Below are 26,549 nucleotides of genomic sequence, written 5' to 3'. Positions count from 1 at the left end.
CGGCCCCTGAACAGAGCGCTGAGGAGGAATATATCCATTTATCGTACTTATGATATATAAAAAGTGGTTTCACGAGTGAATCTTTGTGCGGGCTTTGTTATCTATGCTCGTGATCGTAGAAGTTTTGGAAATGACACGGGTTGGGACCGATGACGACGAAATCGCGATATCAGGCTCCGGCGCTAACGAAGGGACTCGAGATACTCGAGTTGTTAGCGGCCGCGACGGAGCCGTTGAGCATGTCGGATATCTCCACAGCGCTCGCCCGGTCAGTCAGCGAGATCTTTCGGATGCTGCAAGTTCTGGAAGAGCATCGCTACATCGCTCGCGGGGACGACGGCTATCGACTTACCAACCGGCTGTTCGCACTTGGAATGGGCCAGCCCCCGGTTCGCAATCTCGTGGCAATCGCGCTTCCAGTAATGGGTGAAGTTGCTCGTGAAACAGGCCAAAGCTGCCACATGGCGGTTGCGTCTGGCGCCGAAATGGTCGTGATTCTCGGCGTCGAGGCACCCAGTTTATCAGGCTTCGCGATCAGGGTGGGATATCGCCGGCCACTTCATCGGTCTGCATCGGGACGCGTTTTGTTGGCGTTCCAGTCATCGGACGCGCGCGACGCGATGCTCGAAGACGTCCGGCAGACTGGCGCGGATATTGACCTGACCGCTTTGGGGGCAGAACTGGACGCGATCACGGCAGCAGGGCTAAATACCACCCCAAGTCCGGTTCTTACCGGCATTACCGACGTATCGGTCCCCATCCTCGCGATGGGTTCCGCACGGGCAGCGTTGACCGTGCCCTTCGTCGATGGCCCGGGCGCCCGCGTGACACTGGCCGCGTCGCAGACGGTCTTGCACCGGGCGGCTGCAACGATCTCGAAGCAACTGGCACCTGAAATCCGCGACGGTGTCAATGCGTCCATCTGCGGCCAAAATGGCATCGACTGTTGATCACGTCGCACATGGGATTGCGGCTGTCCTCTAACGTCGCAACGTAATCAGCTCCATCGCAGATTTAACGGTTAGGATTCCATGAGAAAGCTACTCTACGCCATAGCGATGTTCTTGCCATTCGAGGCTGCGGCCGACCAATACCAGAGTTCGCCGGAGCGGCGGGTCGTTGTCGAGAAGGACTGGGGCCCTTGGTTAGGGCCGTTCCGGGCAAAGCTGGTACCGAGCCTGATGCAAGACTTTGGCGAACGGTATGTATATCAACCTGCAAACGCAGCGTTACCACCGCCGCAGACGTCCGATAAGCGCGTCGTGTTCCTGGGAGACTCGATAACGGATCGTTGGAATCTTGCCACAAGCTTTCCAGGACAACCTTACGTCAATCGCGGCATTGGCAGCCAAGTAACCGCTCAAATGCTTCTGAGGTTCCATCAGGACGTAGTCGCGTTGCAGCCTTCGGCTGTCGTGATACTTGCGGGGATCAACGACGTGCAAGGTTTCCTTCAACGTGAGACCCCAAAGCAAATCAAAGATAATTGGGAAGCGATGGCGGACCTAGCCGATGCTCACGGGATCGCGGTCGTCTTCGGATCTTTGCTGCCGGTCAATAACTATACCGAGTCAGCACGTGACGTCGTTAGAGAAAGAAAACCGGAAGAAATACGTTCTCTCAACGCGTGGCTGCAAAATTTCTGCAAAATACGAGGCTATGGCTATGCAGATTATTATGCCCAGCTGGTCGATCAAAAGGGGCTGCTCCGCCACGACTATACGACGGATGGCGTTCATCCGCTCGATAACGCCTACATGCGCATGGCTCCGGTTGCGACACGCGCCATCGACATAGCACTGAGCCATTTAAACGAACGCAAGCGCTAGACCGCCTCAAGCGTGGTCGTACATCAACAAGGATCATTACCGTATGTGGCATTGCCTTTTCCTCGACCTTCACGATGATGCCGAGCTGATCGAGGCGTATCGCGATCGCCACCGCGCGGTGCCTCCGGCCGTAATTGCCTCGATCCGGGCAGCGGGCATAGAGGCGATGGATATCTATCAACGCGATGACCGGCTGGTGATGATGATGCGGACCGGCCCCGATTTCGATCCCAAGGCGAAAGCTGTGGCGGACGCCTCTGATCCCGCCGTGGTCGCGTGGGAGGCCGCGATGTCGCGCCTCCAGCGTCCGTTGCCGAGCGCGCAGCCGGGCGAGAAATGGCTGCCCGCCGAACGCATCTTCGCGCTCGACGAGCAGGGCTGACCGGTCAGGTCAGCGTGCGGTCGAGATGCGTGTAGCCGCCGTCGGGGATGATCCATTGCCCGGTCGTGTGCGACGACCGCGCCGACAGCAGGAACACCACGGTATCGGCAATCTCGCGATCGGTCGTCAGCCGGCGCTCCAGCGGGATGTTGCCCGCGATCTCGTCGAGCTTGGCCTGCGGATCGTCGAACGTGTCGATCCACGCGCGGTAGAGCGGCGTCATCACCTCGGCAGGGAGCACCGCGTTGACGCGGACGCCATCGCCGACCAGCGCCGCCGCCCATTCGCGCGTCAGGCCGAGCTGGGCAGCCTTGGCGGCGACATAGCCGCTGGTCTGGCCCTGCCCGGTCAGCGCGGTCTTCGACGAGATGTTGACGATCGCGCCGCGGCTGGCCTTCAGGTGTGGCAGGCAATGATGCGCCATGCCGTAATAATGGCCGACATTGGCGACCAGCGACGCGAGGAAGGCCGCCGTTCCCGCCTCAAGCCCGATCCCGTCATTGGCACCCGCATTGTTGACTAGGCCATGGATGCCGTTCCCCGCCGCGACGATCTGCGCGACTGCCGAGGCGCAGGCGGCGTCGTCGGTCATCTCGGTACGGATGAACATGGTTGCGGGCTGAAGCACACGGATATTCGCCTCGAACACAGGGTCGAGCGCGCTGCGCCCGAGGATCGCGGGGATCGCGCCCTCCTCCGCGAGCAGCGTCGAGATTGCGCCGCCGATCCCGGCGCCACCCCCGGTGACGATCACCAGTTTACCGTCGAGTCCCAGCTTCATGATAGTCCATCCTCGATAGGTGTCAGGCGATAGACGCGCGCCGCCGTGCCGCCAAAGATCGCGTCGCGATGCCCAGGGCAGGCGCGCGCGACGAGGGTTTCGATCAGGTCGACTACAGCCGCATGCTCGGCGGCAAGCAGGCACACCGGCCAGTCGGATCCGAAGATAAGCCGGTCCGGTCCGAAGCAGGCGAGCAGATGGTCGAGATACCGCGCGATGTCGGTCGGCGACCAGACAGCGTGATCGGCTTCGGTCACCAGCCCCGACAGCTTGCAGGTGACGCCTGGAAAGGCGGCGATGGCTGCGATCGTCCGGGCCCAGGGGCCCCATTCGCCACCCGCAATGTCGGGCTTTCCGCCATGATCGAGCACCAGCGCCCCCGGCCCGGCCGCCGCGAGCATGTCGGGAACGCATCCCAGTTGTGCCGGCCCACGGACGAGTATGTCATAGGCGAGACCGCGCGCCAGGATCGTCCGCACGCCGTGCAGGACATCCTCACGCAGCAGATAGCGCGGGTCAGGTTCGTCCTGCGCGATGTGCCGTATGCCCACAAGCGACCGCGATGCGTGGCGGTCGAGCTGGACTGCGACGTCGGGCGCGGTCAGGTCGATCCAGCCGACGACACCCATGATCCACGAGTGTGCCTCGGCAAGCGCGAGCAGCCAGTCGGTCTCCGCCGCGCTGTGGCAGGCCTGCACCGCGATGCAGCCGTCGAACGCGGCGGCCTCCAGCGCGGACCGGACGTCGACCGGGAGCCGGTCGCGCGCGAGCACGCTGCCGGGCTGGATCCAGTCATACTCCGCCGTGCGATAGCGCCAGAAATGCTGGTGCGCATCAATCCTCATCACCATCGGGCTTTTGCATCCCTTCACTTGTTGCTCACCTGTGACATGATTTTTTATATATGCAAACCTCTCTCAAGGGCTATGATGGCGGCAATCGCACCAGAGGCGACGAAGAGAGGATGTCATGGCACACGCTGCGAAGGGCTCGAGCCACATGGCCGACATAGCTGACACCGCGACGAGCACCGGGCGTTTCATCCGGCCGGGATTTCGGACGGGCTTCATCCTCGTCACCAGCCTGTTCTTCCTTTGGGCGCTTGCCAACAACTTCAACGACATCCTTATTCGCCAGTTCCAGAAGGCGCTCGACCTCAACCGCGCGCAGGCCGGCCTGATCCAGTTCGTCTTCTATGTCGGCTATTTCGTGATGGCGCTGCCCGCGGGTCTGGTCATGCGCCGCTTCGGATACCGCGCAGGTATATTGACCGGTCTGGCGCTGTACGCGATCGGCGCGCTGCTGTTCTGGCCCGCCGCCGAAGTCCGCGAATATGCGGCCTTTCTCGGCGCGCTGTTCGTGCTGGCGTCGGGCGCCGCCTTCCTGGAAACCGCCGCCAACCCCTATATCGTCGCGTTCGGCGACCCGGCGCGCGCCTCGCAGCGTCTGAACCTCGCCCAGGCGTTCAACGGCTTCGGCGCGGTGCTTGCCCCCACGATCGGCGGTTTGTTCATCTTCTCAGGCGTCGAGCATGACGCGGCGACGCTGACGACGATGCCGCAGGCGCAGCTGGTTGCCTATCGCGTCGCCGAGGCGCGCATGGTGCAGGTGCCGTATCTTCTGCTGGCGATCATCGTCGTGCTGGTCGGCGTCGCCATCGCACTGGTCCGCCTCCCCGCGCTCGACACCAAGACCGACGACAGCGCGCATGACGGGCTGTTCACGGTTCTACGCGCGCCGGGGCTGTGGCGCGCGGTGGTCGCACAGTTCTTCTATGTCGGCGCACAGGTCGGCATCTGGAGCTTCTTCGTTGATTTCGTGAAGGACAGCCTGCCCGCCACGCCCGAGCGGTCGGCCGCCTATCTCCTGTCGCTCAGCCTCGTGCTGTTCATGGCGGGGCGGTTCATCGGCGCCGCGCTGATGCACAGGCTGCCCGCGACCCGGTTGCTGTTCGGCTGCGCGGTCGCCAACATCGCGCTCTGTGCGGTGGCGATGCTGTCGGGCGGCTGGGTCGCGGTCGGTGCGCTCGGCCTGACCAGCTTCTTCATGTCGATCATGTTCCCGACGATCTTCGCGCTCGGCGTCCGCGATCTCGGACCGCGCGCGACGATCGGCTCATCGCTGATCATCATGGCGATCATCGGTGGCGCGCTGGTGCCCCCGGTGATGGGCCTGATCGCGGGCGCAGCGGGTGGCCTGCACGTCGCGATGGCGTTGCCGCTGATCTGTTTCGCGGTCGTCGCGCTGTTCGCGCGCGGCGCGACCGACGCCCCCTTTCCCCTACCATGAGGACGATCCATTGAGACTGAACGGTAAACGCGCGCTGGTGACCGCTGCGGCACAGGGCATCGGCCGATCGATCGCGGAGGCGTTCGTCGCACAGGGCGCGACGGTCTACGCCGCCGACCTGAACGGCGAGCTGCTGGCGACCGTCCCGGGCGTGACGCCCATCATGCTCGACGTCACGGATGCCGCGGCGGTCGCCGCGCTGCCAGCGCAGATCGGTGACATCGATATTCTCGTCAACGGCGCAGGCTATGTCCATGCGGGCGATATCCTCGTCTGCGACGAGGACGATTTTGCCTTCTCGATGTCCCTGAACGTCACGTCGATGTACCGGCTGTGCCGGGCCTTCTTGCCGGGCATGCTCGCCCAAGGCAGCGGATCGATCGTCAACCTCGCCTCGATCGCATCGAGCGTGAAGGGCATTCCCAATCGCTTCGCCTATGGCACGACCAAGGCCGCGGTGATCGGCCTGACAAAGGCGATCGCCGCGGATTATGTCCTGCGCGGCGTCCGTTGCAACGCGATCTGCCCGGGCACGATCGATTCCCCGTCGCTGCGCCAGCGCATCGCCGAGCAGGCGAGCGCGGCCGGCATTCCGCTCGAAGAGGCGACCGCCGCCTTCGTCGCGCGCCAGCCCGTCGGGCGCCTTGGCCGCCCGGAAGAGATCGCAGCTCTCGCGCTGTACCTGGCGTCCGACGAGAGTGCATTCACCACCGGCACGACCCATGTCATCGACGGCGGCTGGGTCAACTAACCACCCCCTTCCCACGACCTAGAACCAGAGGACGTTCGCTCCATGAAACTGTTACGCTACGGCCCGATCGGCCATGAAAAGCCCGGCATGTTCGATGCCGATGGTGCGATCCGCGATCTGTCAGGGTTCGTGGGCGACATTGCCGGCGACACGCTGACGCCCGAGGGGATCACGACACTGGCGGCGATCGACCCGGCGGCGTTGCCGCTGGTCGACGGCACGCCGCGCTATGGTGCCTGCGTCGGCGCGGTCGGCAAGTTCATCTGCATCGGCCTCAATTACAGCGATCACGCCGCCGAAAGCGGGATGGACGTGCCCAAGGAGCCGGTCGTCTTCAACAAATGGACCAGCGCGATTTGCGGCCCCGACGACGCGGTCGAAATGCCCCGCGGGTCGACCAAGCTCGACTGGGAAGTCGAACTCGGCGTCGTGATCGGCAAGCCCGGGCGCTATATCGACGAAGCCGACGCGATGGCGCACGTCGCCGGCTATTGCGTCATCAACGACGTCAGCGAGCGCGAATACCAGCTTGAGCGGGGCGGCACCTGGGACAAGGGCAAGGGCTGCGACACGTTCGGCCCGATCGGCCCGTGGCTGGTCACGGCCGACGAGGTACCCGATCCGCAGGCGCTGCGGCTGTGGCTAGAGGTCGATGGTCACAAGTATCAGGACGGCACGACCGCGACGATGGTGTTCGGGGTGGCCGAGATCGTGTCCTATCTCAGCCGCTTCATGAGCCTCCAGTCGGGCGACGTGATCTCCACCGGCACGCCCCCGGCGTCGGCCTCGGCCAGAAGCCGCCGAAATATCTGGCGGTGGGCAATGTCATGCGGCTCGGCATCGACGGCCTTGGCGAGCAGACCCAGCGCGTCGTGGAATCGCGCGCATGACGACGATCACCGGGCTGCGCATTCGCGACGTCCGCTTCCCGACCAGCCTGTCGCTCGACGGCTCGGACGCGATGAATCCCGACCCGGACTACTCCGCCGCCTATGTCGTGCTGGAAACCGACACGGCCGGCCTCGAAGGACACGGCCTGACCTTCACGATCGGGCGCGGCAACGAGATCTGCGTCGCCGCGATCAGCGCACTGCGCGAGCGGGTGATCGGGCTCGACCTCGACTGGATCGCGGCAGATGCCGGGCGGTTCTGGCGCCACGTCACCAATGACAGCCAGCTGCGCTGGATCGGCCCCGACAAGGGCGCGATCCACCTGGCGACCGGCGCCGTCGTCAATGCGGTGTGGGATTTGTGGGCGAAAAGCGTCGGCAAGCCCGTCTGGCAGCTGGTCGCGGACATGACGCCCGAGGAACTCGTCCGCACGATCGACTTCCGCTACATCACCGACTGCATCACGCCCGACGAAGCGCTCGCGCTGCTGACCAAGCGCGCCGAGGGCAAGGCGGAGCGCATGGCCACGCTGAAGGTCGAGGGCTTTCCCTGCTACACGACGTCAGCGGGCTGGCTGGGCTATTCAGACGAAAAGCTCTACCGGCTGGCGCGCGAGGCGGTCGATGCCGGGTTCGATCATATCAAGCTGAAGGTCGGGCGCGATCTGGACGACGATATCCGCCGCCTGCGGATTGCGCGCGAGGCGATCGGTCCCGATGCCAAGCTGATGATCGACGCCAACCAGATCTGGGAGGTCGATCAGGCGATCGAATGGGTCAACGCGCTCGCTTTCGCGAACCCGTGGTTCATCGAGGAGCCTACCAGCCCGGACGACGTGCTGGGCCATGCCAAGATCCGCCGCGGGATCGGATCGGTCAAGGTCGCGACCGGCGAGATGTGCCAGAACCGCATCCTGTTCAAACAGTTCATGGACGCGGGCGCGATCGACGTGGTGCAGATCGACGCATGCCGTCTCGGCGGCGTCAACGAAGTGCTCGCCGTCCTGCTGATGGCGGCCAAGCACGACCTGCCGGTCTGTCCGCATGCTGGCGGTGTGGGGCTGTGCGAATATGTCCAGCACCTCTCGATGATCGACTATCTCTGCTTTTCGGGCACGCGCGAGGGTCGGGTGATCGAATATGTCGATCATCTGCATGAACATTTCGTCGATCCCTGCGTCATCCGCGACGCCGCCTATATGCCGCCGACGCGGCCGGGCTATTCGATCGAGATGAAGCCCGCATCGCTCGATCGCTATGCGGTGTCGGCGGAAGTGCGATACTGATCGCGTCATGATCATCGCCTCGACGCACGACTTTCGCGAAGCCGCCCGACAGCGGTTGCCGCGCTTCCTGTTCGATTATGCGGATGGCGGCGCGTACGCGGAGCAGACGCTGCGGCGCAATGTGGACGACCTCGCCGACATTGCGCTGCGCCAGCGCGTGCTGCGCGACGTCGCCGACATCGATCTGACGACGTCGCTGTTCGGGCGGACGATGGCGCTTCCGGTCGCGCTGGGTCCAGTCGGGATAAGCGGCATGTATCATCGGCGCGGCGAGACGCAGGCTGCCCGCGCGGCGACCACCGCGGGCGTCCCCTTCTGCCTGTCGACGGTTTCGATATGCCCCTTGTCGGAGGTGAAGCAGGCGAGCGGCACGGGCGCGTTGTGGTTCCAGCTCTACGTGATCCGCGACCGGGCGTTCATGCGTGACCTGATCGCCACGGCGAAACAGATCGGTGCGGAAGCGCTCGTCTTCACCGTCGACATGCCGGTCCCCGGCGCACGGTACCGCGACGCGCATTCCGGCATGTCCGGCGCGGGTGCACCCCTGAAGCGCGTCCTGCAGGCGATAGGCCGGCCCGGCTGGACGTGGGACGTCGGGCTGCGCGGGCGACCGCACAAGCTCGGCAACCTCGAACCCGTGCTCGGCAGCAACAGTGGGCTCAACGACTATATGGGCTGGCTCGGCGCGAACTTCGATCCGTCGATCGGCTGGGCTGATCTCGAATGGATCCGCTCGGCCTGGGATGGACCGCTGATCATCAAGGGGATCCTCGACGTCGAGGATGCGCGCGAGGCGGTGAAGATCGGCGCGGACGGCATCATCGTCTCGAACCATGGCGGCCGGCAGCTCGACGGCGTGCTGTCGACCGCACGCGCACTGCCGGCAATCGCGGACGCGGTCCGCGGCCAGGTCACGGTGCTGGCGGACTCCGGCGTACGGTCAGGGCTCGACGTGGTCCGGATGCTGGCACTGGGCGCGGAGGGCGTGCTGCTCGGTCGCGCCTGGGTCTATGCACTGGCCGCGCGGGGCGAGGCCGGAGTCGACTTGCTGCTGACGCTGATCGAACGCGAGATGCGCGTGGCGATGGCGCTGACTGGTGTTCGCTGCGTAGCGGATATCAATTCTACCATCTTGGCATAGCGTGATTGGTGACCTCGCTCGTGGACAGTTAAGCGGTACGAATTTTCGTTGATCCACGTTGAGTTCGCGGTCCGTCATGTACCGCCGGTATCAGCCTCTGATCTTCGACAACACGTCCGCCGCAACGTCGGTTCTGACCGCAAGCTTGCTCGCGTATCCCAGCGCGTTCGACGGTGAAGACCAGCGCAGCACCTGTGCAAAGCCAACGTCGCCTTACTTACCGAAAACAGATTCTGCGTAAGCCCAACGCGCAGCGAATGCCTCTGGACATTTGTCCCGTTCAATCGTCAGCCACTGGCCGCGATTCTGATTCAACCTGACTCATTGGCGTTGCGCACAAACTGCCAGCGGGCATCATCCATGCCATGGAACAGCGGATCATTCATGCCTGCGGTCATGAGCAAGCTCATCATCTCACCGGCTTTGAAAGCCAGCAGGAACGAAAGGCCAAGTGGCTGAAGACGACTACCTGTCGTGACTGCTTCGTTGCGGAGAAGCGGGCTGAGGAGGTCGCTGCGGCAGCGTTAAGCAGCGCCGCTGTCTCACACCTTGTCCTTCCGCCGCTGACTGGGACTGATCGGCAAATCAGCTGGGCGTCGACGATCAGGAACAAGCGGCTCGCAGCGCTAACCAACTCAAACAGCGACGCCGACTGTAACGCATGCCTCCGGGTCACTGACGCCAAATGGTGGATCGATTGCCGCGATCTAGGTGATGTTGATCTGATGGCAGCCGCGAACCGAGCGTCAAACATGCAATGCGTGTCGACGCTTATGCCATCGACTACAAATCCCACGATCGCCCTCTGAAGGCATAGGCCGGCCTCGCGATCCACGCCGGTAAGCCAGACGCCTATGTGTGCAAGCAGGGTCTAAACCTCCTGAATAAGGTGTTCAGTTTCGCTGGCACCGACCCTGTTTGAACGGGATTTGTGTTCAAACCATATGCTCACTCAGGGTATACCCAGATTGACTTGAGGGTGACTTCCCGCCTTTTTTGGTAGGCGACGGAAAACCCCCGGATTTTGGTTTCCGCACAATCGGACAAAGCGACAGGGTTTGTCGCATGTGCCACGCGTAGAATGGGCTAGCCCTGATCGCCTGACCTGCGGCCCGACGACAATCATGTGTTTTACGTCACTTTGAGCTTTCCCGTTTTCCCATCGAAATTCGCAATTTCGAGAAACTCAATTCGGGAACAGATTTTGGGAAAGCGAAACCCGCCTGTGGCCGTAAGCCTGAACGGCAGTGCCGCTTCCCCCGCCCCACGTTCCTTGCCGGGAATGCCAAGGCCGTCTCGATCACTATTCCCAATCAAGGCAATCTGAGGCGGGGCGTCAGGCTATTAAGCACTCAACTCGAATAGCAAGGCCATGACAAAAACGCGGTGTGATATACTTGCCGATCACGTTTGTAAGTTTGTAGCTCTCCAGCGAATAGCCTTGTGTAAAACGCGGGAAAGCTGCTCCAGTGAGTAGGGCTTATGCAAAAGTTCGAACCCATGCGCGCCATTTTCTGCAAGAACATGGCTGTAGCCGCTGGTAAGGATTATCGGCAGATCCGGGTAGTCACGTCGGACGCGCTTTGCCAATTCAACACCGCTTATTCCAGGCATGACTACATCAGTGAATAAGACATCGAACTTTTCAACGTCCTCTTCCAATTCGGCAAGGGCCTTTTCTGCGTCCCGGGCAAGGACGCTGGCATAGCCTAAATCCTGCAACGCGCTGGTCGCAAAGTCTCCAACGTCGGCATTGTCTTCGACGATGAGTACGCAGACGCCGCTTCCGTCTATGTTCTCCTCAGCCAACGGCTCGTCCTGTGTTCGCGCATCTGTCAGCATCCGCGGAAGATAGAGCGTGAAGGTACTCCCTTTTCCAGGCTCGCTCTCCACCCTGACATCGCCGCCGGACTGCTTGGCAAAACCGATGACCTGGCTGAGGCCAAGTCCGGTACCATGCCCTGCTCCCTTGGTGGTGAAGAACGGTTCAAAAATGCGGTCGAGGTTCTCTTGGGCGATGCCGGTCCCTTGATCCGTGACGGCAACAGCTATGAAGTCTCCAGCCACCGCGTCATGTGATCGGCGTGCAGGCAAACCGGATACGGCGCCTACGGCGATCGTCAACCTTCCCTCACCGTTCATGGCGTCACGGGCATTGATAGCAAGATTGACGATCGCGGTGTCGAACTGGCTTCGGTCAGCCATGACCAGCAACGGCTCTTTCGGGGACTTCAATTCTAATTCGATACGCGCCCCCGCTAGTGTCCGTATCATCGTGGCCACGTCCAGAATACTGGGACCTACGTCAAACAGCTCCGGCATCAGCGCCTGACGGCGCGCAAAGGCCAGCAACTGGCCCGTCAGCTTCGCGGCCCGATCGGCAGTGTCGCCGATTGCGGCGATATATCGGTCGCGCCGATCGGCGGTAAGGTTCGGACGCCGCAGCAGATCGACCGACCCCCGGATCACGGTGAGGAGGTTGTTGAAGTCATGAGCAACCCCACCGGTAAGCTGCCCGATCGCTTCCATCTTCTGTGCTTGGCGCAGGGCGTCCTCAGCCAGCTTCAGTGCTTCGGCCTGCTCCTTCTCGCCTGATATGTCGCGGGCGACAGCATGGATTAAACCTTCACCCGGCACGGCTGTCCACGACAGCCAGTGATAAGCGCCGTCCTTGCGCTGGTATCGATTTTCAAACCGCAAGGTGGTTCGCCCTTCGGACAGCTTTTCCACTTCGTGCAGTGTGATCGCTACATCATCCGGGTGAACGAGATCGATAAAGCGCCTCCCGACCAGTTCACTTTCGGCCCAACCAAGAAGAGTCTTCCACGCAGGATTTACGGCGGTGACCGTCGCGTCAAACCGAGTGACCAACATCAGGTCCGTCGAAAGCAGCCACATACGGTTACGATCGGCCGTGCGTTCAGCCACCTGCGCTTCAAGAGACTCGTTCAACTCGCGAAGCCGTAATTCGTCAGCCTTGCGCGACGTGATGTCGACGGCAGTACCGATCATGCGATAGCATGTCCCTTCGGCATCGAACAAACCGCGGCCTTTTGCGGCAACCCACCGAGTGACGCCGTCTTCCCTGCCGATCGTTCGATATTCGACATCGTAAAGAGGGCGGTGCCGGGGATCGGAGGCTGCTTCGTAAGCTGCTAGGGTCCTCTCTCGATCATCGGGATGCACGCCGTTGGCATAGTCATCCAACGTCACTGGGACATCGGGCGAGATACCGAACATCGCCTTCACGCGCGGTGGCCAGAACATGACTCCGGTGTCAGTATCGACATGCCACTGCCCGATTTCTGCAACCTCAAGTGCAAGGCGAAGCCGCTCTTCGTTGAGTGCCAGCCTGTCTTCTGCTTCTCGACGCTCGTCGATGTCGATGACTGAGCCGACATGACCAAGAAAGGTCCCGTCATCAGCGAAACGCGGCGCGGCCGCGTCAATTGCCCACCGATACACGCCATCGGCGCGGCGCAGTCGATACTCGACGCGAAAAGGACCTTGGGCAGCAACCGCAGCAAGGAAAGTGTTCTCGGCCAGATTCTGATCGTCCGGATGAGTCGCCGCCGTCCAGCCTAGACCGAGCGCTTCTTCCTCGGTCTGCCCCGTAAAGTCATACCAGAGCTTATTGAGGTAGCTGCAGTAGCCATCTGGCTCTGTAACCCACATCATGACCGGTGCATGATCGGCCATATTCCGAAACCGGGTTTCCGCTTCGCGCGCGCTGGCATGGCCGGAACCGCTTAAGGGCATCGTTTGGTCTGCCTCGGACTGTTTCGACATTGAGCCTGGAGTTCCTTGCACAACGGCAAGGAGCATACCTTCCGTTATCTGATCAGCCCGCTACGGGCATCGGCATGCGACAGGCCAAAACAATCCGCCGCATCGAAAAATAACCCGCTACCGGCGAGTATCCATGATCGAGAATGCACAATCACTGTGTCACAATCAATGATCGCGCCATGAAATGTGCCTACGATCTGGCTCTAAAGGAACGATATTCCTGCAAGCGACGTTCACGCATGCGTGGAGCCTTCCGGCCTTCGCTGGAGGTAGCTTTGAAACAACGTGACGACTGGCATCTAACTGACGTACTCGATTACGAACATGGCCGTGGCGATCCCTTTGCGGCAGCTGTTCGCGCCACCCGGATGCCGATGGTCATTACTGACCCGGCCCGCGATGATAACCCGATCGTGTTCTGCAACGTCGCGTTTCAGGAGCTGACGGGTTATTCCCGTGACGAGATTCTTGGACGAAACTGCCGCTTTCTCCAAGGTCCTGAAACCGACCCTGCGACAATCAACCAAGTCCGCGAAGCCATCAGGGTCGGGCAAGCTGTTGACGTCGATCTCCTGAATTATCGCAAGGACGGAACGACGTTCTGGAACGCGCTGTATCTGTCGCCAGTCAGGGATAACGAGGGGATAGTCCGCTTCTTCTTCGCATCCCAGCTCGACGTCAGCGATCGTGTCGAGGCTCAAAACATTATCAATGACCAGAAGCTTTTGGTCGAACGCGAAGTTGAACGTCGCACAGCCGATCTGCGTGCCGCGCTGGATGCCAAGACCATCCTCCTTCATGAGGTCGATCATCGGGTCAAAAACAACCTTACGATGATCGGATCGCTGTTGCGCCTTCAGGTTCGCACTATTGATGATCCTTCCGTGGCATCAAAACTCGATTCCATGCTCGAACGCGTCGATGCCCTTGCCGTCGTCCATCGCCAGCTCTACCAATCCTCCGACATTGCAAGATTCGATATAGGTAGCTTCGCGCAGAGCCTGGTGTCGGACGTGGTCGGATCAAGCGGTCGTAGCGACATCACGTTGGACGTGCAGGCTCAGCCATTGTTCGTGGACGCAGCCAATGCATCTGCGCTCGGCCTGATCCTCAACGAGATTCTGACTAATGCCGTCAAGCACGCCTTCACAGACGGGCGCTCAGGTCACCTCAGTCTCGTTGTCGAAGGTGGTAACGACTATGGGACTATCCGAATATGTGATGACGGCCCGGGCATGCCCTCGGCCGCCCGCAGCAAGAGCATCGGCACGTCACTGATAACCCGCCTCGCGCGCCAAGCTCGCGCGGAGGCCATCTGGCGTAACAATACGCCTGGAACATGCGTGACGATCACGTTTCCTCAGACCGAAGCGCGATAATGACCAATATATTGCAGGTTTTAATCGTTGAGGACGAAATGCTCCTCGCAATGGATATGGAGGCAATGATCGAGGACAGCGGACATCGCGTCCTTGCTGAAGCGGCGAGCCTTCAGGACGTCGAGGCGCTACCAGACGATTTGAATCCGCAGCTTGCGTTTGTTGATATCCATCTCGCGCAGGACTCCAACGGCCTCGACGTGTGTCGTTACATACGGACACACTGGCCCGATGCGCTGATCGTTTTCGTTACGGCCAACGTGTCGAAAATACCGGCAGATTTCTCCGGTGCGCATGGGGTGATTGCAAAACCATTCTCCCATGCGGGTGTCGTCAACGCCATCAATTACCTAGCGAACGGTGTTTTCGCCCCACCGCCTAGCATGCCGAGGCCAGCGAGCCTTATTCCATCACCAAATCTCGAGGGCCGGTGGGCGAATACGATAGCGTAGAAGCTATATCGACGCCGATCAGGATCACGGATTGTCACCGACCACCATTCCCAAAATACCGTCCAAATCGAGAATTGGAAGACGACTAGCCTAGAGCCGCCTTGTAGGCCGCAACTGCTGGCCCGAACCCCATCACTAACGCGTCTGCCGTCAACTCGTGGCCTATGGACGCTTCGGCGATCGGAGGCATAGCGCCGATCAAATCGGATAGGTTGGCAAGGTTGAGGTCATGACCGACGTTCACCCTCATGCCGGCAATATGCAGTGCTCGCGCCGCCTCCGCTGCGGCCGCGAGAATACGACTGGGACCATTGGCGCGATGCTCGGCCGCATAGGAGCCGGTGTATATTTCTGCGCCATCAGCGCCGCTTTCGATAAGGCCGCGTACTGCCGTCGGGTCCGGATCAATAAACAGGATTACGCGTCCGCTTACCGCCTGGAAGCGGGCGACATCATTATAAATCTGTATTGCCGCGTCTCGATCGTCAAACTTCCAGCCTTCCTCCGATGTGAACGCGGAGGGAGGATCAGGAACGAGTGTGCATTGCTCAGGCTGCACAGCAGACACGATCCGGAATAGTCGATCGTCGGGATAGCCCTCGATATTTAGTTCAAAGGTCGGTCTGAGAGGCTTCATCCACTCCGCGAGTGCCGATACGTCATCATCACGGATATGGCGTTGGTCGGGGCGCGGATGCACTGTAATCCCGTCCGCGCCAGCTTCATGAGCAATGCGGGCGAAGGCGAGTAGATCGGGCACGCCTGTTCGCCGGGAGTTTCGCAGTAGGGCGACCTTGTTCAGGTTCACACTTAGACGCGCCATAAACACTGATCCCAAATCGCCTTCGATACGGGAATTATTGCATGTAGCGGCCAATGGCGAGAGCGAGCCATGCGTAAACGGCAGGGCATCCGCCCTCGCCTGCAATTCCCGTTTCACGATCAATTCCGAGAACGCCGCGCCTTCTCGCTGACCGTTCTTTTTCGAGAAGCGGGAGACCGGCAGAAAGCGCCCATTAGCGGGCAATCGGCGCAGCTTGACCGGCGTCGAAAATCGGCCGCATTTGGTGTGCTACTAGATCGGGCATGAACTATCTCATGCTCGCAATCGCCATCGTCGCCGAGGTTTGTGTCACAACTGCTATGAAGCAGTCGGATGGTTTCACGCGTATGCCTTGGACGGTCGTCACCGTCGTTGGCTACGGTATTGCCTTCTACTTTCTGTCCCTGACCCTTCGAACGATCCCAACAGGAATCGCATACGCAATATGGTCGGGTGCCGGCATTGTTCTCATTTCAACTGCGGCATGGGCATTCCAAGGGCAAAAACTCGATGCTGCTGCCGTAATAGGTATGGGACTGATCGTGACTGGCGTCATAGTAATGAACGCGTTCTCGCACACGGCAGCTCACTAAATCTGACGTCCTCTTTCCTCTCCAACTTGGGCATTCCTGAAAACTCGATGCTCAAACGGGAAGAGCATGAAGCGCCTGTAACCCGTGCTAAATGGCGTGATAGATCGAGGCACCGGACGCTACCGTTCCAGTGACCAGCAGGCCCTGACATCGCAAGCGCGGCCAAGTGAGAGTGAAGTAATGACAGACGCCGCAAACGTTATTGCCGTGGACCATACAGGCTTCGCCGTATCGTCTTTAGACGAAGCCGTTCGCTTCTGGAAGGAAGCGCTCGGTTTCACACTTGAGCGGCAATCGGAGATGGGGGGCCATTTCCTGCATCAGGTGACTGGTGTCGATGATCCTAATGTCAAAACGGCGATCGTCAGGGCACCGGACGGCTATGTGGTCGAACTGTTGCAATACTCAAAAGGGCGCCAGAACGGTGCCGTGCCCAACAGCGCGGGGGCGATCGGTGCGGCCCACCTGGCCCTGGCTGTAAACGATATCCATGCCGCTATTGCCCGCGTCGAGGCAGCAGGATGGAAGGCCAAGGGTAGTCCGCTACCGATCGCGGGTGGTCCCCGGAAGGGTACGTTGGTGGCATACGTTTCAGGCCCCGATCATATCACGATAGAGCTTATGCAGCCGCCGGCCCGTTAATGAGCCTGCGGAAGTTTTCCCGCTTCACCATCGATTCCGAGAACGCTCACCCCTTCTCGCCTGCCGTTCCCAATCGAGAAAGGGGATCGGCTAAAGGTCCACCAACGTCGTCTCCGCTTAGCCGCTCAAGCTGCGGTACTGCTACGTCCATCAATACGGCGCTGTCGACGTTCGAAGAATACGACGATGCCAGCGAGTAGCAGGACGCATACTAAGGCAGTGGCAAAGGTGTTGAGGCCAAATCCACCCTTGGCTGCCTCCTTCGTGAGCAAATTCCCGAAGTCGGCGCCGAACGGCCTTGTGAAAACGAATGCTGCCCAAAATATCAGTGCCGCGTTGACCCGAGCAACATAGTGCAGAAGCAACACTACACCTATCACCACCATGCAGACCAAAGACCCCGTGGTGTATGTGAGGCCGAAAACATAAACCAGTCCATCGCCGAACGCAGTGCCAAGGCTGTTCGAGAACAGAACGGCCACCCAGAAGAATAATTCGCTCTCACGGTCCACCACCGCGCTCACGTCACAAGTGCCCCGCCTCAAATACCAAACGCCCAGGGTCAGCAACATGCCACCGAAAAGGATGGCCGACGTTGCATTATAGCCAAGGCTGAGTGTGTGCGTCGACAGGTCGGCTATTTCGGTTCCGGCCGTCGTCGTACCAACGATTGTCGCCCAGAAGAGAAAAGGGCGATAGTGATCAACACGAACCTGTGCGACGAGGAAGGCCGCCAGCATGGCCAGTGTGATGGCAAGCCCGGCGACGTAGCCCAAGTTCAGCGTCTGGGCGATGGCGTCGCCAGCAACCTCGCCCAATGTGGTTGCGACGACCTTGGCCAGCCAAAAGCCCAAAGTGATTTCAGCAACTTTACGGGCAGAATGATTCCTCGTCACGTTGACCCTCACTATACGCATCCCCCCAGAGCGGGCGATCATCAGGTCGGAGCATAAAATTCAAATCGAAACTGGTGGGACACCGGCTACATTGGGACTTTGTATAGTCGGCTCCAGCAGCGCCCATCGTTTCGTGACTAAGCCGTCACGATGCGCCAAACATGCCTTCTGATCCTGACCCTGCTCGCCGGTTGCGGCGAGAAGACCGCGAAGCCGCCCGCACCGCCCGCCCATGCCGAAACGATCGCGCACGAGGGCGACCTGCTGAAGCTGACTCTGACGCCACAAGCGCAGCAGCGGTTAGGCATTGTGCTGGCGCGGGTGGGCGGCGGATCTGCAATCGCGAAGCGCGAGGTGGCCGGCGAGATCGTCGTGCCGCCACTCACCGCCAACGGAGTGCCGGTCAATTCGACGTCCAATCTCCAGCAGATCGGAAGCCAGCAGGCCGCAGCCGATGCCGAACTAACGCGTGCCACCGCGCAAGCGCGACTTGCGCGGATCGCGTTCGACCGCACGGAAAGCCTCGTTCGCGAGGAAGCCGGGAGCGTGCGCGCCCGCGACGAGGCCGCAGCGGCGCTGGCGTCGGTGCAGGCCGCACTCGGGGCCGCACGGCAGCAGCGCCGGCTGCTCGGACCGGCGGTCTCGTCGCTCGGTTCGCAACCCGTGTTGTGGGTGCGCGCGTCCGTGTTCGGTAGTGACATGGGAGAGGTCCGCCGCGAAGTTGGTGTTACGGTCCGCACGCTCGGGGAAGGCGGCGCGCCGCGCATCGCACGTCCGGTGCAGGCTCCGCCTTCGGCCAACACCGTCGCGGGCACGGTCGATCTCTATTATGCGCTCGACAATCGCGACCGCGCCTTCCGGGTCGGCCAGCGGGTAGCGGTCGACCTGCCGCTCGCTGGGCAGACCGACGGGTTGTCGGTGCCATCGACCGCGATCCTGCGCGACATTCATGGTGGCGAGTGGGTCTATCAGAAGACCGCGCCGAACACCTTCGTGCGCCAGCGCGTCGAAGTAGCGTCGGAGACCGGCGGACGGGCACTGCTCGCGCGCGGCCTGGCCGCCGGGGCGCAGGTGGTAACTGATGGCGCGGCCGAACTGTTCGGCACCGAGTTCGGGGCGGCGCACTGATGCTCGGCCGGCTTGTTCATTTCGCGCTGGCGCAGCGCGTCCTCGTCCTTGCGCTTGCCGCGTTGCTGGTCGTGCTCGGCGTCCGCGCTGGCCGCGACGTGCCGCTCGACGTATTCCCCGAGTTCGCGCCCCCAATGGTCGAAATCCAGACCGAGGCACCGGGGTTGTCGACCGAGGAAGTCGAGAGCCTGGTCACGGCGCCAATCGAAACCGCGGTCAACGGCGTCCCCGGCTTGATGACGTTGCGCTCCAAATCGGTGCTGGGTCTGTCGTCGGTGCAGATCCTGTTCGAGCGCGGCTCCGACGTGATCCGCGCTCGACAGATGATCGGCGAGCGGATCGCGCAGGTGCAGCCGCGGCTGCCGCTCGCGGCGCGACAACCTGTGTTGATGCCTCCGCTGTCCTCGACCAGTCGCGCGATGAAGGTCGGCCTTTCCTCAGGCAAGCTCGACCAGATGCAACTGTCCGAGTTGGTGCGCTGGACGATCCGGCCGCGCCTGATGGCGGTTCCCGGTGTCGCCAACGTCGCGGTCTGGGGCCAGCGCGACCGGCAGTTGCAGGTGCTGGTCGATCCCGATCGCCTGCGCGCGGCCAGCGTGACGCTGGCGGAGGTACGCGCCGCGGCCGGCGATGCGGTGCTGGTCGGGGGCGGCGGGTTCGTCGATACGCCCAACCAGCGCCTCGCCGTCCAGCAGACCGGCACCGTCCAGACTGCGGCCGACCTCGCGCAGGCGATCGTCAAGCAGGCGGGCGAAGCGCCGGTCAGGATCGGCGATGTCGCGCGCGTGGTCGACGGCTTCAACGCGCCGATCGGCAATGCGATCATCGATGACGGTCCCGGCATCATGCTGATCGTCGAGAAGCAGCCCACCGCCAACACGCTGGAGATGACCCGCGCGGTCGAAGCCGCGTTTGCGGAGCTGAAGCCCGGTCTGAAGGACGTGAAGGTCGATACGAGGATCTTCCGGCCGGCCACGTTTATCGAACGCTCGATCGACAATCTCACCCGCGCGCTGATGATCGGCTGCGCGCTGGTGGCGGCGGTGCTGTTCCTGTTCACGCGCGACTGGCGGCAGGCGACGATAAGCCTAGTCGCTATACCGCTGTCGTTGCTCGGCGCGGGCCTGATACTGTTGTGGTCGGGCGCGACGATCAACGTGATGATTATCGCCGGCCTCGTCATCGCGCTCGGTGAGGTGGTCGACGATGCGATCATCGACGTGGAGAACATCGCACGCCGGTTGCGCCTGAACCGTGAGTCGGTCGATCCAAAGCCAGCCTTCGAGGTGGTCCTCGCCGCGTCGCTGGAGGTGCGCTCGGCGGTTGTTTTCGCCTCGCTGATCGTGATGCTGGTGTTCGTGCCGATCTTCTTCCTCGGCGGGGTGGCGGGCACCTTCTTTCAGCCCCTCGCCATCGCCTATGTGCTGGCAATCGGCATGTCGCTGCTGGTCGCGCTGACCGTGACCCCGGCGATGTGCCTATTGCTCCTGCCGAACGCACCGCTGACAGAGGAGCGAGACACCCGCATCGTCGCCGCGCTGAAGCGCCGCTATGTCGGCTTCCTGCCGCGCGTCGTCGGACGTCCGGCGCTGGCGGTCGGGGTAGTGGCGGGCGGGCTGCTGCTGGCAGGCGTCGGCTATGCAACCTTCAAGGACCAGTTCCTCCCCGACTTCCGCGAAACCGACTTTCTGATGCACTTCGTCGAAAAGCCGGGCACGTCGATCGAGGCGATGGACCGGATCACGATCCGCGCATCGAAGGAGTTACGCAGCATCCCCGGCGTCCGCAATTTCGGCGCGCATATCGGCCGCGCCGAACAGGCCGACGAGGTGGTCGGCCCCAACTTCACCGAACTGTGGATCAGCCTCGACGAGAATGCCGACTACGATGCGTCGGTGAAGCGGATCAAGGAGGTAGTGGAGGGCTATCCCGGCCTCTACCGCGACGTGCTGACCTATCTGCGCGAGCGGATCAAGGAGGTGCTGACGGGTGCTGGCGCGACTATTGTCGTACGCATCTACGGCCCCGATCAGGCAGAATTGCGCGCGGCTGGCGCGCGTGTCCGCGATGCGATCGGCGGTATTCAGGGCGTTTCCGACCTAAAGCTGGAGAGCCAGGTGCTGGTCCCGCAAATCCGCATCCGTCCGCGCGCCGGCGAACTGGCGCGGCTCGGCCTGACCGCGGGCGAGGTCCGCCGTCAGGCGCAGACGCTGGTCGCGCAGACCAAGGTCGGCGAGATCTACCGCGATCAACGCGCCTTCGACGTCGCGGTGTGGGGGAGCCCGCAGTACGGAGCAGCGTCCATGCGCTCCGCGACCTGATGATCCAGGCCCCCGTCACCGGTGCGCCGGTTCGGCTCGGCGATGTTGCCGATATAGAGATCGCGCCTGCCCCCAACGAGGTGAAGCGCGAGAACGGGCAACGCCGGCTCGACGTAACGATGAATGTCGCGGGCGCGGACCTCGGCACCGTCGCGCAGGCTGTCGAGGCCGCAGTCGCGAAGGTGCCGTTCGCCACCGGCTATCACCCTCAGGTGCTGGGCGAATATGCCGCGCTGAAGGAATCGCGCAGCCGCCTGTCGAGCATCGGTGCGCTGTGCTTGGTCGGCATTCTGTTGCTGGTCTGGATGGAGTTCCGCTCGTCTCGCATCACCGCACTGGTCGCCATCAGCTTGCCGTTCGCGCTGGTCGGCGGGGTGGTCGCAGTCGCGCTGACCGGCGGGGTGCTGTCGCTTGGCTCCCTGGTCGGGTTCGTCACCGTCATCGGCATCGCCGCACGCAACGGCATCATGCTCCTGTCGCATTATCAGCATCTCGAACGGCATGAGGCGATGACGTTCGGTCGCGAGCTGGTGCTGCGTGGTGCGGAGGAGCGTCTGGCGCCAATCCTGATGACCGCCGCCTGCGCCGGGCTGGCGCTGGTGCCGCTGATCGTCGCGGGTAATGCGCCGGGGCATGAGATCGAGCATCCGATGGCGATCGTGATACTCGGGGGTCTGATTTCCTCTACTGCGCTCAACCTGCTGCTGCTGCCCGCGCTCTACGCCTGCTATGGCAAGGAACAGCCCGATCCGCCTGCCGCCCCACATAAGGAGGCGCTGGCATGATCCGTCGCTTGGCCCCCGCCGTTGCCCTGCTCGCCTCCGCCTGCATGAGTGTGCCTGCGCCATCGCCGACGATCGCGCCGCCCAGCGCGACGGGCGCTTTCGCCAGGCTTCCCGTCGCATTGATCGCGGCGGTGCCCGACGACTGGTGGCGGCTCTATGACGATCCGGTGCTTGACGGTTTGGTCCGGTCTACACTGACCGCCAACGCCGATCTGCGTGTCGCCTACGCCAATCTCGACGGGGCACGCGCGGTCTTGCGTCAGGCACGGGCCGCAAGATTGCCGCAGACGACGATCGAAAGCGCGCTGGGCGTCGACGATCCCGCCGGACAGCCAAGCGCGTCAGGGAAGGTGCCGACGACGGATTACGATATCGCTGCGACGGCGAGCTGGGATCTCGACCTGTTCGGCCGGCTGCGATCGGCCGCGACCGCCGCAGGCGCGGATGCGGAGGCGCAGGCCGCCGTCGTCGATGGCTTGCGCGTCGCAGTCGTCGCCGACACCGTCCTCGCCTATGTCGACCTGTGCGGATCGACCCGCGCCATCGCAACCGCACGCGAGGTTGCCTCCGTACAGGATCGTTCGGTCGCGCTGGTCCGCGAACAGCTTCGAGCCGGCGAGGTATCACCTCTGGAGGTATCGCAAGTTGCGACGATCGCAGCCGCCACCCGCGCCGCCATCGCCCCGTTCGAGGCGCAGCGCGCCAACGCGCTGTACCGGCTCGTCACGCTACAAGGCCGTCCCCCTGCTGAGGCCCGCAATTATCGCTTCGCCTGCACCGCCGCACCGCGCCTGCGCGGGGCCGCGCCGGTCGGCGACGGCACCGCGCTGCTGCTGCGCCGTCCCGACGTGCGCGAGGCGGAACGCCGCCTTGCTGCCGCAGCCGCGCGGATCGGCGTGGCACGCGCGGACCTCTACCCCCGCGTCAATCTGGGCGGGGCGGTCGGGCTGCTATCCGGCGGTATCAGCGCGGCGGTGACGCCGCTTGTCAGTTGGGCCTTCCCCAACCAGGCACCGGTCCGCGCGAGGCTGGAACAGGCCCACGCAACCGAGCGTGCGGCGCTGGCCGGGTGGGACGTGGCAGTCCTACGCGCGCTTCGCGAGGTTGAGACGACGCTGGCCGCTTATGATGCTGAGGCCCGCCGTAACCGCGATCTGGCGACCGCCTTGCGCGAGGCGCAGGCCTACGCGCGGCGGGCCGGTGCCCGGGTCCGCCTCGGCGACGCGCCCGGGCTGCTCCAGGTCGACGCCCAGCGGGCGTCGGCGTCGGCCACGCTGCAACAGGTCCAGTCCGATCTGGCGGTCGCTCAGGCAGAGGTCGCACTATTCCGCGCGCTGGGTGGCGGTTGGCGAACCGACGCCGCTACGCGATAGGTGGGGGATGCGGATATTGATCGTCGAGGATGATGCCGACACCCGCGCCTTCGTGGCGCAGGGGCTGGGGCAGGCGGGGCACCAGGTCGCGGTCAGCGCTGATGGCCGCGACGGGCTGTTCCAGGCGACCGGGGGTGGGTTCGACGCGATGGTGGTCGACCGGATGCTGCCCGGTCTCGACGGGCTGGCGCTGGTTAAGGCGTTACGTGCGGCCGGCGACGCGACCCCGGTTCTGATGCTGACGGCTGTCGGCGGGATCGCCGATCGCGTCGAGGGACTGGAGAGCGGCGCAGACGATTATCTGGTCAAACCGTTCGCTTTCTCCGAGCTGGCCGCCCGCCTCAACGCATTGACCCGTCGGCCTGCTGTGCGTGGCGATGACGCGCACATTCTTCGAGTCGGTGAAATCGTCCTCGATCTGCATCGCCGCACCGTCGAGCGGCGTGGTCGACGCATCACGCTTCAGCCGCGCGAGTTCGCGCTGTTAGCCGAACTGATGCGCAACCCGCGCCAGGTCATGACGCGCACCATGCTGCTGGAGCGGGTGTGGGATTTCGACTTTGATCCGAAGACCAACATCGTCGAGACGCACCTCAGCCGCCTGCGCTCCAAGCTCAATGCCGGTTCCGACGCCGATGCGATCGAGACGGTCCGCGGTGCCGGCTACATGATCCGGGGCGAATAGATGCTCGCCCGCCTGTGGCGCTCGACCTTCGGGCTCGTCGTGCTGGTCGCGCTGGCATTCAGCGCCGCGACGGTAGGCATCGGTGCCATCGCCTATGAGGTGACGCACGAGGCCCTGGAGGAGCAGCTGGACCACCGTATCGCGGTTGAAACGCGCGCGCTGGTGGCGGAGGCACGCAAGGGTGGCATAGCTGCGGTGGCTGACGCGATCCGATTGCGCGAAAATGCACGCAACGAAGCGAGTCTCGATTATTTGCTGGTCGACCACACAAGCCGGCAGATCGCCGCCACCATCGCGCCACTGGCCCCGCTGGCATCAGGCTATCAGGAGCATTTCGGTTTTCGGCGCGGCAACGAAACCGGCGTAGGACAGTCCCTCGCCACGCCGCTGCCCGCGGGAATGCTCGTCGTCGTCGCCGATCGGCGCGACCTCTCGGCGATCGACCGGACGTTGGCGCTACTGTTTGCAGCCGCCCTCACGGCGATGCTGGCGCTCGGGATCGGCGCGGCCGTGCTGGTCGGATGGCTAACTCGGCGTCGCCTGTCGCGTATCGATGCCACCGCGCATTCGATTATCGCCGGCGACCTGACGCAGCGGGTACCCCGAGACGACTCCGGCAGCGAGTTCGACCGCCTCGCTGCGACGCTTAACCGAATGCTCGACCGAATGTCGGCGCTGATGGACAATCTGCGGCAGGTGTCGACCGACGTCGCCCACGACCTGCGCACGCCTCTGACGCGCTTGTGCAACCAGCTCGACCGCGCAGCCGCGGGCGATGCCGCAGCTATTGCCGTTGCCCGACTGCAAGCTGACGACTTGCTGGAAATCTTCGCTGCGCTGCTCCGCATCGCCGAGATCGAAGGAATGGCGGAACGCCGGGCGCTGGCGTGGCTCGATCTCTCGGCACTGCTGGAGGACATGGCTGAAACCTACCGCCCGGATTTCGAAGCCAGCGGCCACATATTATTGACGAACATTCCGACCGGTCTGCACATTGAGGGCGACCGCCGTCTGCTGGCTCAGGCGCTGTCGAACCTGCTGGAAAACGCCCTCCGCCACACGCCGGCCGGTACTACGGCGATACTGACCGCGAAGGCGACGCGGGATGCGATCGAGGTGATGCTGGAGGACAACGGCCCGGGGGTTCCTTCTGCTGATGCCGAACGCCTGTTCCAGCGTTTCGCCCGCGCCGAGACGTCACGCACCACTGAAGGGCATGGGCTGGGCCTCGCATTGGTTCGCGCCGTCGCGATCGGCCATGGCGGCGATGCCCTTCTATCCTCACCGGATCGCGGCTTTGGTGTCATAGTGCGGCTCTCCAAGTAGGAGGAGGGCCGCGGGTCTTCGACTGACAGATTCCTCAAAACAGCATGAGCGGCGGTTTTTGGGAAGGGTGCCTGCTTTCCCGATATTCGATCGTTTTCGGCAAGTAGTCTAATTTAAGGGTCATGTTTCTAAGCATCGTGCGAGACGACGGGGGCAGCTGCAACGTGTTCGTAAGGTTAAACCTGACTATGCAGGATCGCAGCCCCATATTCCGGGATCGCATGGCTAACGAGATGCCCCGACACCTCGATGGCGTAGCGCCAGACTTCATCGTCTGGATCGGAAAGGGCAAGCCGGAGCATCTTGTCAAAGCGACCCTCGCCAATCTGCTCGGGCAGGTTCTGAGATACGTCCTGCGGACTTGGCGCACCCGATCGAAAGAGCCGAGCATGACTTTCTGGCAAAATCGCAGCGCCAGGGTCGGTAGCCGTTTCGATTGCGCTGCTCCTCATAATTACGATAGATGATGTCCACCGAATTGCGATCAAGCAGGTACAGACCTCATCCTCCAGTCCGCCGCCATACCATATCGCAAAAGTGACCTGAACGGCGTCGAAGTTCTGCTAGTCACCTCTCGCAAGCGATCCAGGTGGGTATTGCCCAAGGGTAAGGTAAAGCGCGGGATGCCAGCGCATCGATCTGCCGCCCGCGAGGCCTTCGAGGAAGCGGGCGTCGTAGGCACGATCAGCACCGTACCCGTTGGGACCTACCGTCAGGTCAAGACCCACGAAGACGGCCAAGCCGAAATGATAGCCGTACGGGCGTTTCCAATGCTGGTCCGTCAGGAAAATGCCAGCTGGCCCGAAATGCGGCAACGAGAGAGATGCTGGATGCCCATCAACGCAGCGATCGAGGCCGTTAAGAATGGCGAGCTTCGTGCGCTGCTGATTACTTTCGCTGGTGCAATACCCGACTTCGCCTAATGTCGGCGGTTCCCGATTGAGCATCGTTTGTGAGAACCCTACCCGCTTAAGTGGGGGCGTTCGCGATCTGAAAGCAGAGCCCATG

At 62.5% G+C, this 26,549-nt stretch carries 22 protein-coding genes and 2 pseudogenes; 18 read left to right on the top strand and 6 right to left on the bottom strand.

Annotated features, from left to right (window positions below; genetic code table 11):
• The first annotated feature begins 149 nt into the window (after positions 1 to 149).
• From QP181_RS03335 to QP181_RS03325, 3 genes are all read left to right on the top strand, one after another.
• Positions 150 to 950, top strand: a complete 801-nt coding sequence (locus QP181_RS03335) for an IclR family transcriptional regulator (protein WP_333927585.1) — start codon at positions 150 to 152, stop codon at positions 948 to 950.
• Between the two features lie 81 nt (positions 951 to 1,031).
• Complete coding sequence (locus QP181_RS03330) at positions 1,032 to 1,829, top strand: GDSL-type esterase/lipase family protein (RefSeq protein WP_333927584.1); 798 nt, start codon at positions 1,032 to 1,034, stop codon at positions 1,827 to 1,829.
• A gap of 43 nt (positions 1,830 to 1,872) precedes the next feature.
• Complete coding sequence (locus QP181_RS03325; protein WP_333927583.1) at positions 1,873 to 2,211, top strand: L-rhamnose mutarotase; 339 nt, start codon at positions 1,873 to 1,875, stop codon at positions 2,209 to 2,211.
• Positions 2,212 to 2,215: 4 nt separating this feature from the next.
• Here the strand turns inward: QP181_RS03325 and QP181_RS03320 are convergent, their stop codons facing one another.
• On the bottom strand, positions 2,216 to 2,992 hold the full coding sequence (locus QP181_RS03320) for an L-fucose dehydrogenase (RefSeq protein WP_333927582.1): 777 nt from the start codon (positions 2,990 to 2,992) through the stop codon (positions 2,216 to 2,218).
• A complete protein-coding gene (locus QP181_RS03315; RefSeq protein WP_333927581.1) occupies positions 2,989 to 3,837 on the bottom strand; it encodes an amidohydrolase family protein in 849 nt (282 codons plus the stop codon). Before QP181_RS03315 ends, QP181_RS03320 begins: the two co-directional genes overlap by 4 nt.
• Positions 3,838 to 3,961: 124 nt before the next feature.
• Here QP181_RS03315 and fucP point away from each other — a divergent pair, with 124 nt between their 5' ends.
• From fucP to lldD, 5 genes and pseudogenes are all read left to right on the top strand, one after another.
• Positions 3,962 to 5,281, top strand: coding sequence for an L-fucose:H+ symporter permease (gene fucP / locus QP181_RS03310; RefSeq protein ID WP_333927580.1), 1,320 nt, complete (start codon positions 3,962 to 3,964; stop codon positions 5,279 to 5,281).
• A 10-nt stretch (positions 5,282 to 5,291) separates the two neighbouring features.
• Positions 5,292 to 6,032, top strand: a complete 741-nt coding sequence (locus QP181_RS03305; protein ID WP_333927579.1) for an SDR family oxidoreductase — start codon at positions 5,292 to 5,294, stop codon at positions 6,030 to 6,032.
• A gap of 42 nt (positions 6,033 to 6,074) precedes the next feature.
• A pseudogene (locus QP181_RS03300) lies at positions 6,075 to 6,922 on the top strand (fumarylacetoacetate hydrolase family protein).
• A complete protein-coding gene (locus QP181_RS03295; RefSeq protein WP_333927578.1) occupies positions 6,919 to 8,208 on the top strand; it encodes an L-fuconate dehydratase in 1,290 nt (429 codons plus the stop codon). Before QP181_RS03300 ends, QP181_RS03295 begins: the two are co-directional and overlap by 4 nt.
• 7 nt (positions 8,209 to 8,215) lie before the next feature.
• Positions 8,216 to 9,349: an FMN-dependent L-lactate dehydrogenase LldD gene (gene lldD / locus QP181_RS03290; protein ID WP_333927577.1), complete on the top strand. Its 1,134-nt coding sequence runs from the start codon at positions 8,216 to 8,218 to the stop codon at positions 9,347 to 9,349.
• A 1,404-nt stretch (positions 9,350 to 10,753) separates the two neighbouring features.
• On the opposite strand, the gene QP181_RS03285 is transcribed toward lldD, so the two are convergent.
• Positions 10,754 to 13,138, bottom strand: coding sequence for a hybrid sensor histidine kinase/response regulator (locus tag QP181_RS03285; protein WP_333927576.1), 2,385 nt, complete (start codon positions 13,136 to 13,138; stop codon positions 10,754 to 10,756).
• Between the two features lie 275 nt (positions 13,139 to 13,413).
• Between QP181_RS03285 and QP181_RS03280 the strand changes: the two genes are divergently transcribed.
• Entirely contained in the window at positions 13,414 to 14,517 is a 1,104-nt protein-coding gene (locus QP181_RS03280; RefSeq protein ID WP_333927575.1) for a histidine kinase dimerization/phosphoacceptor domain -containing protein, read from the top strand.
• A complete protein-coding gene (locus tag QP181_RS03275; protein ID WP_333927574.1) occupies positions 14,517 to 14,969 on the top strand; it encodes a response regulator in 453 nt (150 codons plus the stop codon). The genes QP181_RS03280 and QP181_RS03275 overlap by 1 nt, the downstream gene beginning before the upstream one ends.
• A gap of 85 nt (positions 14,970 to 15,054) precedes the next feature.
• On the opposite strand, the gene QP181_RS03270 is transcribed toward QP181_RS03275, so the two are convergent.
• Positions 15,055 to 15,996 (bottom strand): pyridoxine 5'-phosphate synthase, encoded by a 942-nt coding sequence (locus QP181_RS03270; protein ID WP_333927573.1) that lies wholly within the window; start codon positions 15,994 to 15,996, stop codon positions 15,055 to 15,057.
• A gap of 59 nt (positions 15,997 to 16,055) precedes the next feature.
• On the opposite strand from QP181_RS03270, the gene QP181_RS03265 reads away from it, so the two are divergent.
• Positions 16,056 to 16,385, top strand: a complete 330-nt coding sequence (locus QP181_RS03265; protein WP_333927572.1) for a DMT family transporter — start codon at positions 16,056 to 16,058, stop codon at positions 16,383 to 16,385.
• 180 nt (positions 16,386 to 16,565) lie between these two features.
• Positions 16,566 to 17,027, top strand: a complete 462-nt coding sequence (locus QP181_RS03260) for a VOC family protein (RefSeq protein ID WP_333927571.1) — start codon at positions 16,566 to 16,568, stop codon at positions 17,025 to 17,027.
• A gap of 125 nt (positions 17,028 to 17,152) precedes the next feature.
• Here the strand turns inward: QP181_RS03260 and QP181_RS03255 are convergent, their stop codons facing one another.
• Positions 17,153 to 17,965, bottom strand: a complete 813-nt coding sequence (locus QP181_RS03255; RefSeq protein ID WP_333927570.1) for a COG4705 family protein — start codon at positions 17,963 to 17,965, stop codon at positions 17,153 to 17,155.
• 108 nt (positions 17,966 to 18,073) lie between these two features.
• Between QP181_RS03255 and QP181_RS03250 the strand changes: the two genes are divergently transcribed.
• The 5 genes and pseudogenes from QP181_RS03250 (at position 18,074) to QP181_RS03230 (ending at position 25,541) form a co-directional block, all read left to right on the top strand.
• Positions 18,074 to 19,051 carry an efflux RND transporter periplasmic adaptor subunit gene (locus tag QP181_RS03250; RefSeq protein WP_333927569.1) on the top strand — a complete coding sequence of 326 codons (978 nt, stop codon included), beginning with the start codon at positions 18,074 to 18,076 and terminating at the stop codon, positions 19,049 to 19,051.
• Positions 19,051 to 22,157, top strand: a pseudogene (locus QP181_RS03245) (efflux RND transporter permease subunit). Before QP181_RS03250 ends, QP181_RS03245 begins: the two are co-directional and overlap by 1 nt.
• The gene (locus tag QP181_RS03240) at positions 22,154 to 23,530 is read left to right on the top strand and encodes an efflux transporter outer membrane subunit (RefSeq protein ID WP_333927568.1); all 1,377 of its coding nucleotides are present in this window, start codon (positions 22,154 to 22,156) and stop codon (positions 23,528 to 23,530) included. Before QP181_RS03245 ends, QP181_RS03240 begins: the two are co-directional and overlap by 4 nt.
• A 7-nt stretch (positions 23,531 to 23,537) precedes the next feature.
• A complete protein-coding gene (locus QP181_RS03235; protein WP_056678360.1) occupies positions 23,538 to 24,215 on the top strand; it encodes a response regulator transcription factor in 678 nt (225 codons plus the stop codon).
• Complete coding sequence (locus QP181_RS03230) at positions 24,216 to 25,541, top strand: HAMP domain-containing sensor histidine kinase (RefSeq protein ID WP_333927567.1); 1,326 nt, start codon at positions 24,216 to 24,218, stop codon at positions 25,539 to 25,541.
• 176 nt (positions 25,542 to 25,717) lie between these two features.
• Here the strand turns inward: QP181_RS03230 and QP181_RS03225 are convergent, their stop codons facing one another.
• Positions 25,718 to 25,843, bottom strand: a complete 126-nt coding sequence (locus QP181_RS03225; RefSeq protein ID WP_333927566.1) for a hypothetical protein — start codon at positions 25,841 to 25,843, stop codon at positions 25,718 to 25,720.
• A 201-nt stretch (positions 25,844 to 26,044) separates the two neighbouring features.
• Between QP181_RS03225 and QP181_RS03220 the strand changes: the two genes are divergently transcribed.
• On the top strand, positions 26,045 to 26,464 hold the full coding sequence (locus QP181_RS03220) for an NUDIX hydrolase (protein WP_333929532.1): 420 nt from the start codon (positions 26,045 to 26,047) through the stop codon (positions 26,462 to 26,464).
• Positions 26,465 to 26,549 lie beyond the last annotated feature (85 nt).

The organism is Sphingomonas sp. LR55, from assembly GCF_036856015.1.
GTDB lineage: Bacteria > Pseudomonadota > Alphaproteobacteria > Sphingomonadales > Sphingomonadaceae > Sphingomonas.
This window is presented reverse-complemented; position numbering and strand designations above follow the sequence as displayed.

Bases quoted from the DNA above. Each gene is read 5' to 3' on its own strand.
- QP181_RS03335 (WP_333927585.1), top strand. From the start codon at position 150: ATGACGACGAAATCGCGATATCAGGCTCCGGCGCTAACGAAGGGACTC.
- QP181_RS03330 (WP_333927584.1), top strand. From the start codon at position 1,032: ATGAGAAAGCTACTCTACGCCATAGCGATGTTCTTGCCATTCGAGGCT.
- QP181_RS03325 (WP_333927583.1), top strand. From the start codon at position 1,873: ATGTGGCATTGCCTTTTCCTCGACCTTCACGATGATGCCGAGCTGATC.
- QP181_RS03320 (WP_333927582.1), bottom strand. From the start codon at position 2,992: ATGAAGCTGGGACTCGACGGTAAACTGGTGATCGTCACCGGGGGTGGC.
- QP181_RS03315 (WP_333927581.1), bottom strand. From the start codon at position 3,837: ATGAGGATTGATGCGCACCAGCATTTCTGGCGCTATCGCACGGCGGAG.
- fucP (WP_333927580.1), top strand. From the start codon at position 3,962: ATGGCACACGCTGCGAAGGGCTCGAGCCACATGGCCGACATAGCTGAC.
- QP181_RS03295 (WP_333927578.1), top strand. From the start codon at position 6,919: ATGACGACGATCACCGGGCTGCGCATTCGCGACGTCCGCTTCCCGACC.
- lldD (WP_333927577.1), top strand. From the start codon at position 8,216: ATGATCATCGCCTCGACGCACGACTTTCGCGAAGCCGCCCGACAGCGG.
- QP181_RS03285 (WP_333927576.1), bottom strand. From the start codon at position 13,138: ATGTCGAAACAGTCCGAGGCAGACCAAACGATGCCCTTAAGCGGTTCC.
- QP181_RS03275 (WP_333927574.1), top strand. From the start codon at position 14,517: ATGACCAATATATTGCAGGTTTTAATCGTTGAGGACGAAATGCTCCTC.
- QP181_RS03265 (WP_333927572.1), top strand. From the start codon at position 16,056: ATGAACTATCTCATGCTCGCAATCGCCATCGTCGCCGAGGTTTGTGTC.
- QP181_RS03260 (WP_333927571.1), top strand. From the start codon at position 16,566: ATGACAGACGCCGCAAACGTTATTGCCGTGGACCATACAGGCTTCGCC.
- QP181_RS03255 (WP_333927570.1), bottom strand. From the start codon at position 17,965: ATGATCGCCCGCTCTGGGGGGATGCGTATAGTGAGGGTCAACGTGACG.
- QP181_RS03250 (WP_333927569.1), top strand. From the start codon at position 18,074: ATGCGCCAAACATGCCTTCTGATCCTGACCCTGCTCGCCGGTTGCGGC.
- QP181_RS03240 (WP_333927568.1), top strand. From the start codon at position 22,154: ATGATCCGTCGCTTGGCCCCCGCCGTTGCCCTGCTCGCCTCCGCCTGC.
- QP181_RS03235 (WP_056678360.1), top strand. From the start codon at position 23,538: ATGCGGATATTGATCGTCGAGGATGATGCCGACACCCGCGCCTTCGTG.
- QP181_RS03230 (WP_333927567.1), top strand. From the start codon at position 24,216: ATGCTCGCCCGCCTGTGGCGCTCGACCTTCGGGCTCGTCGTGCTGGTC.
- QP181_RS03225 (WP_333927566.1), bottom strand. From the start codon at position 25,843: ATGCTCCGGCTTGCCCTTTCCGATCCAGACGATGAAGTCTGGCGCTAC.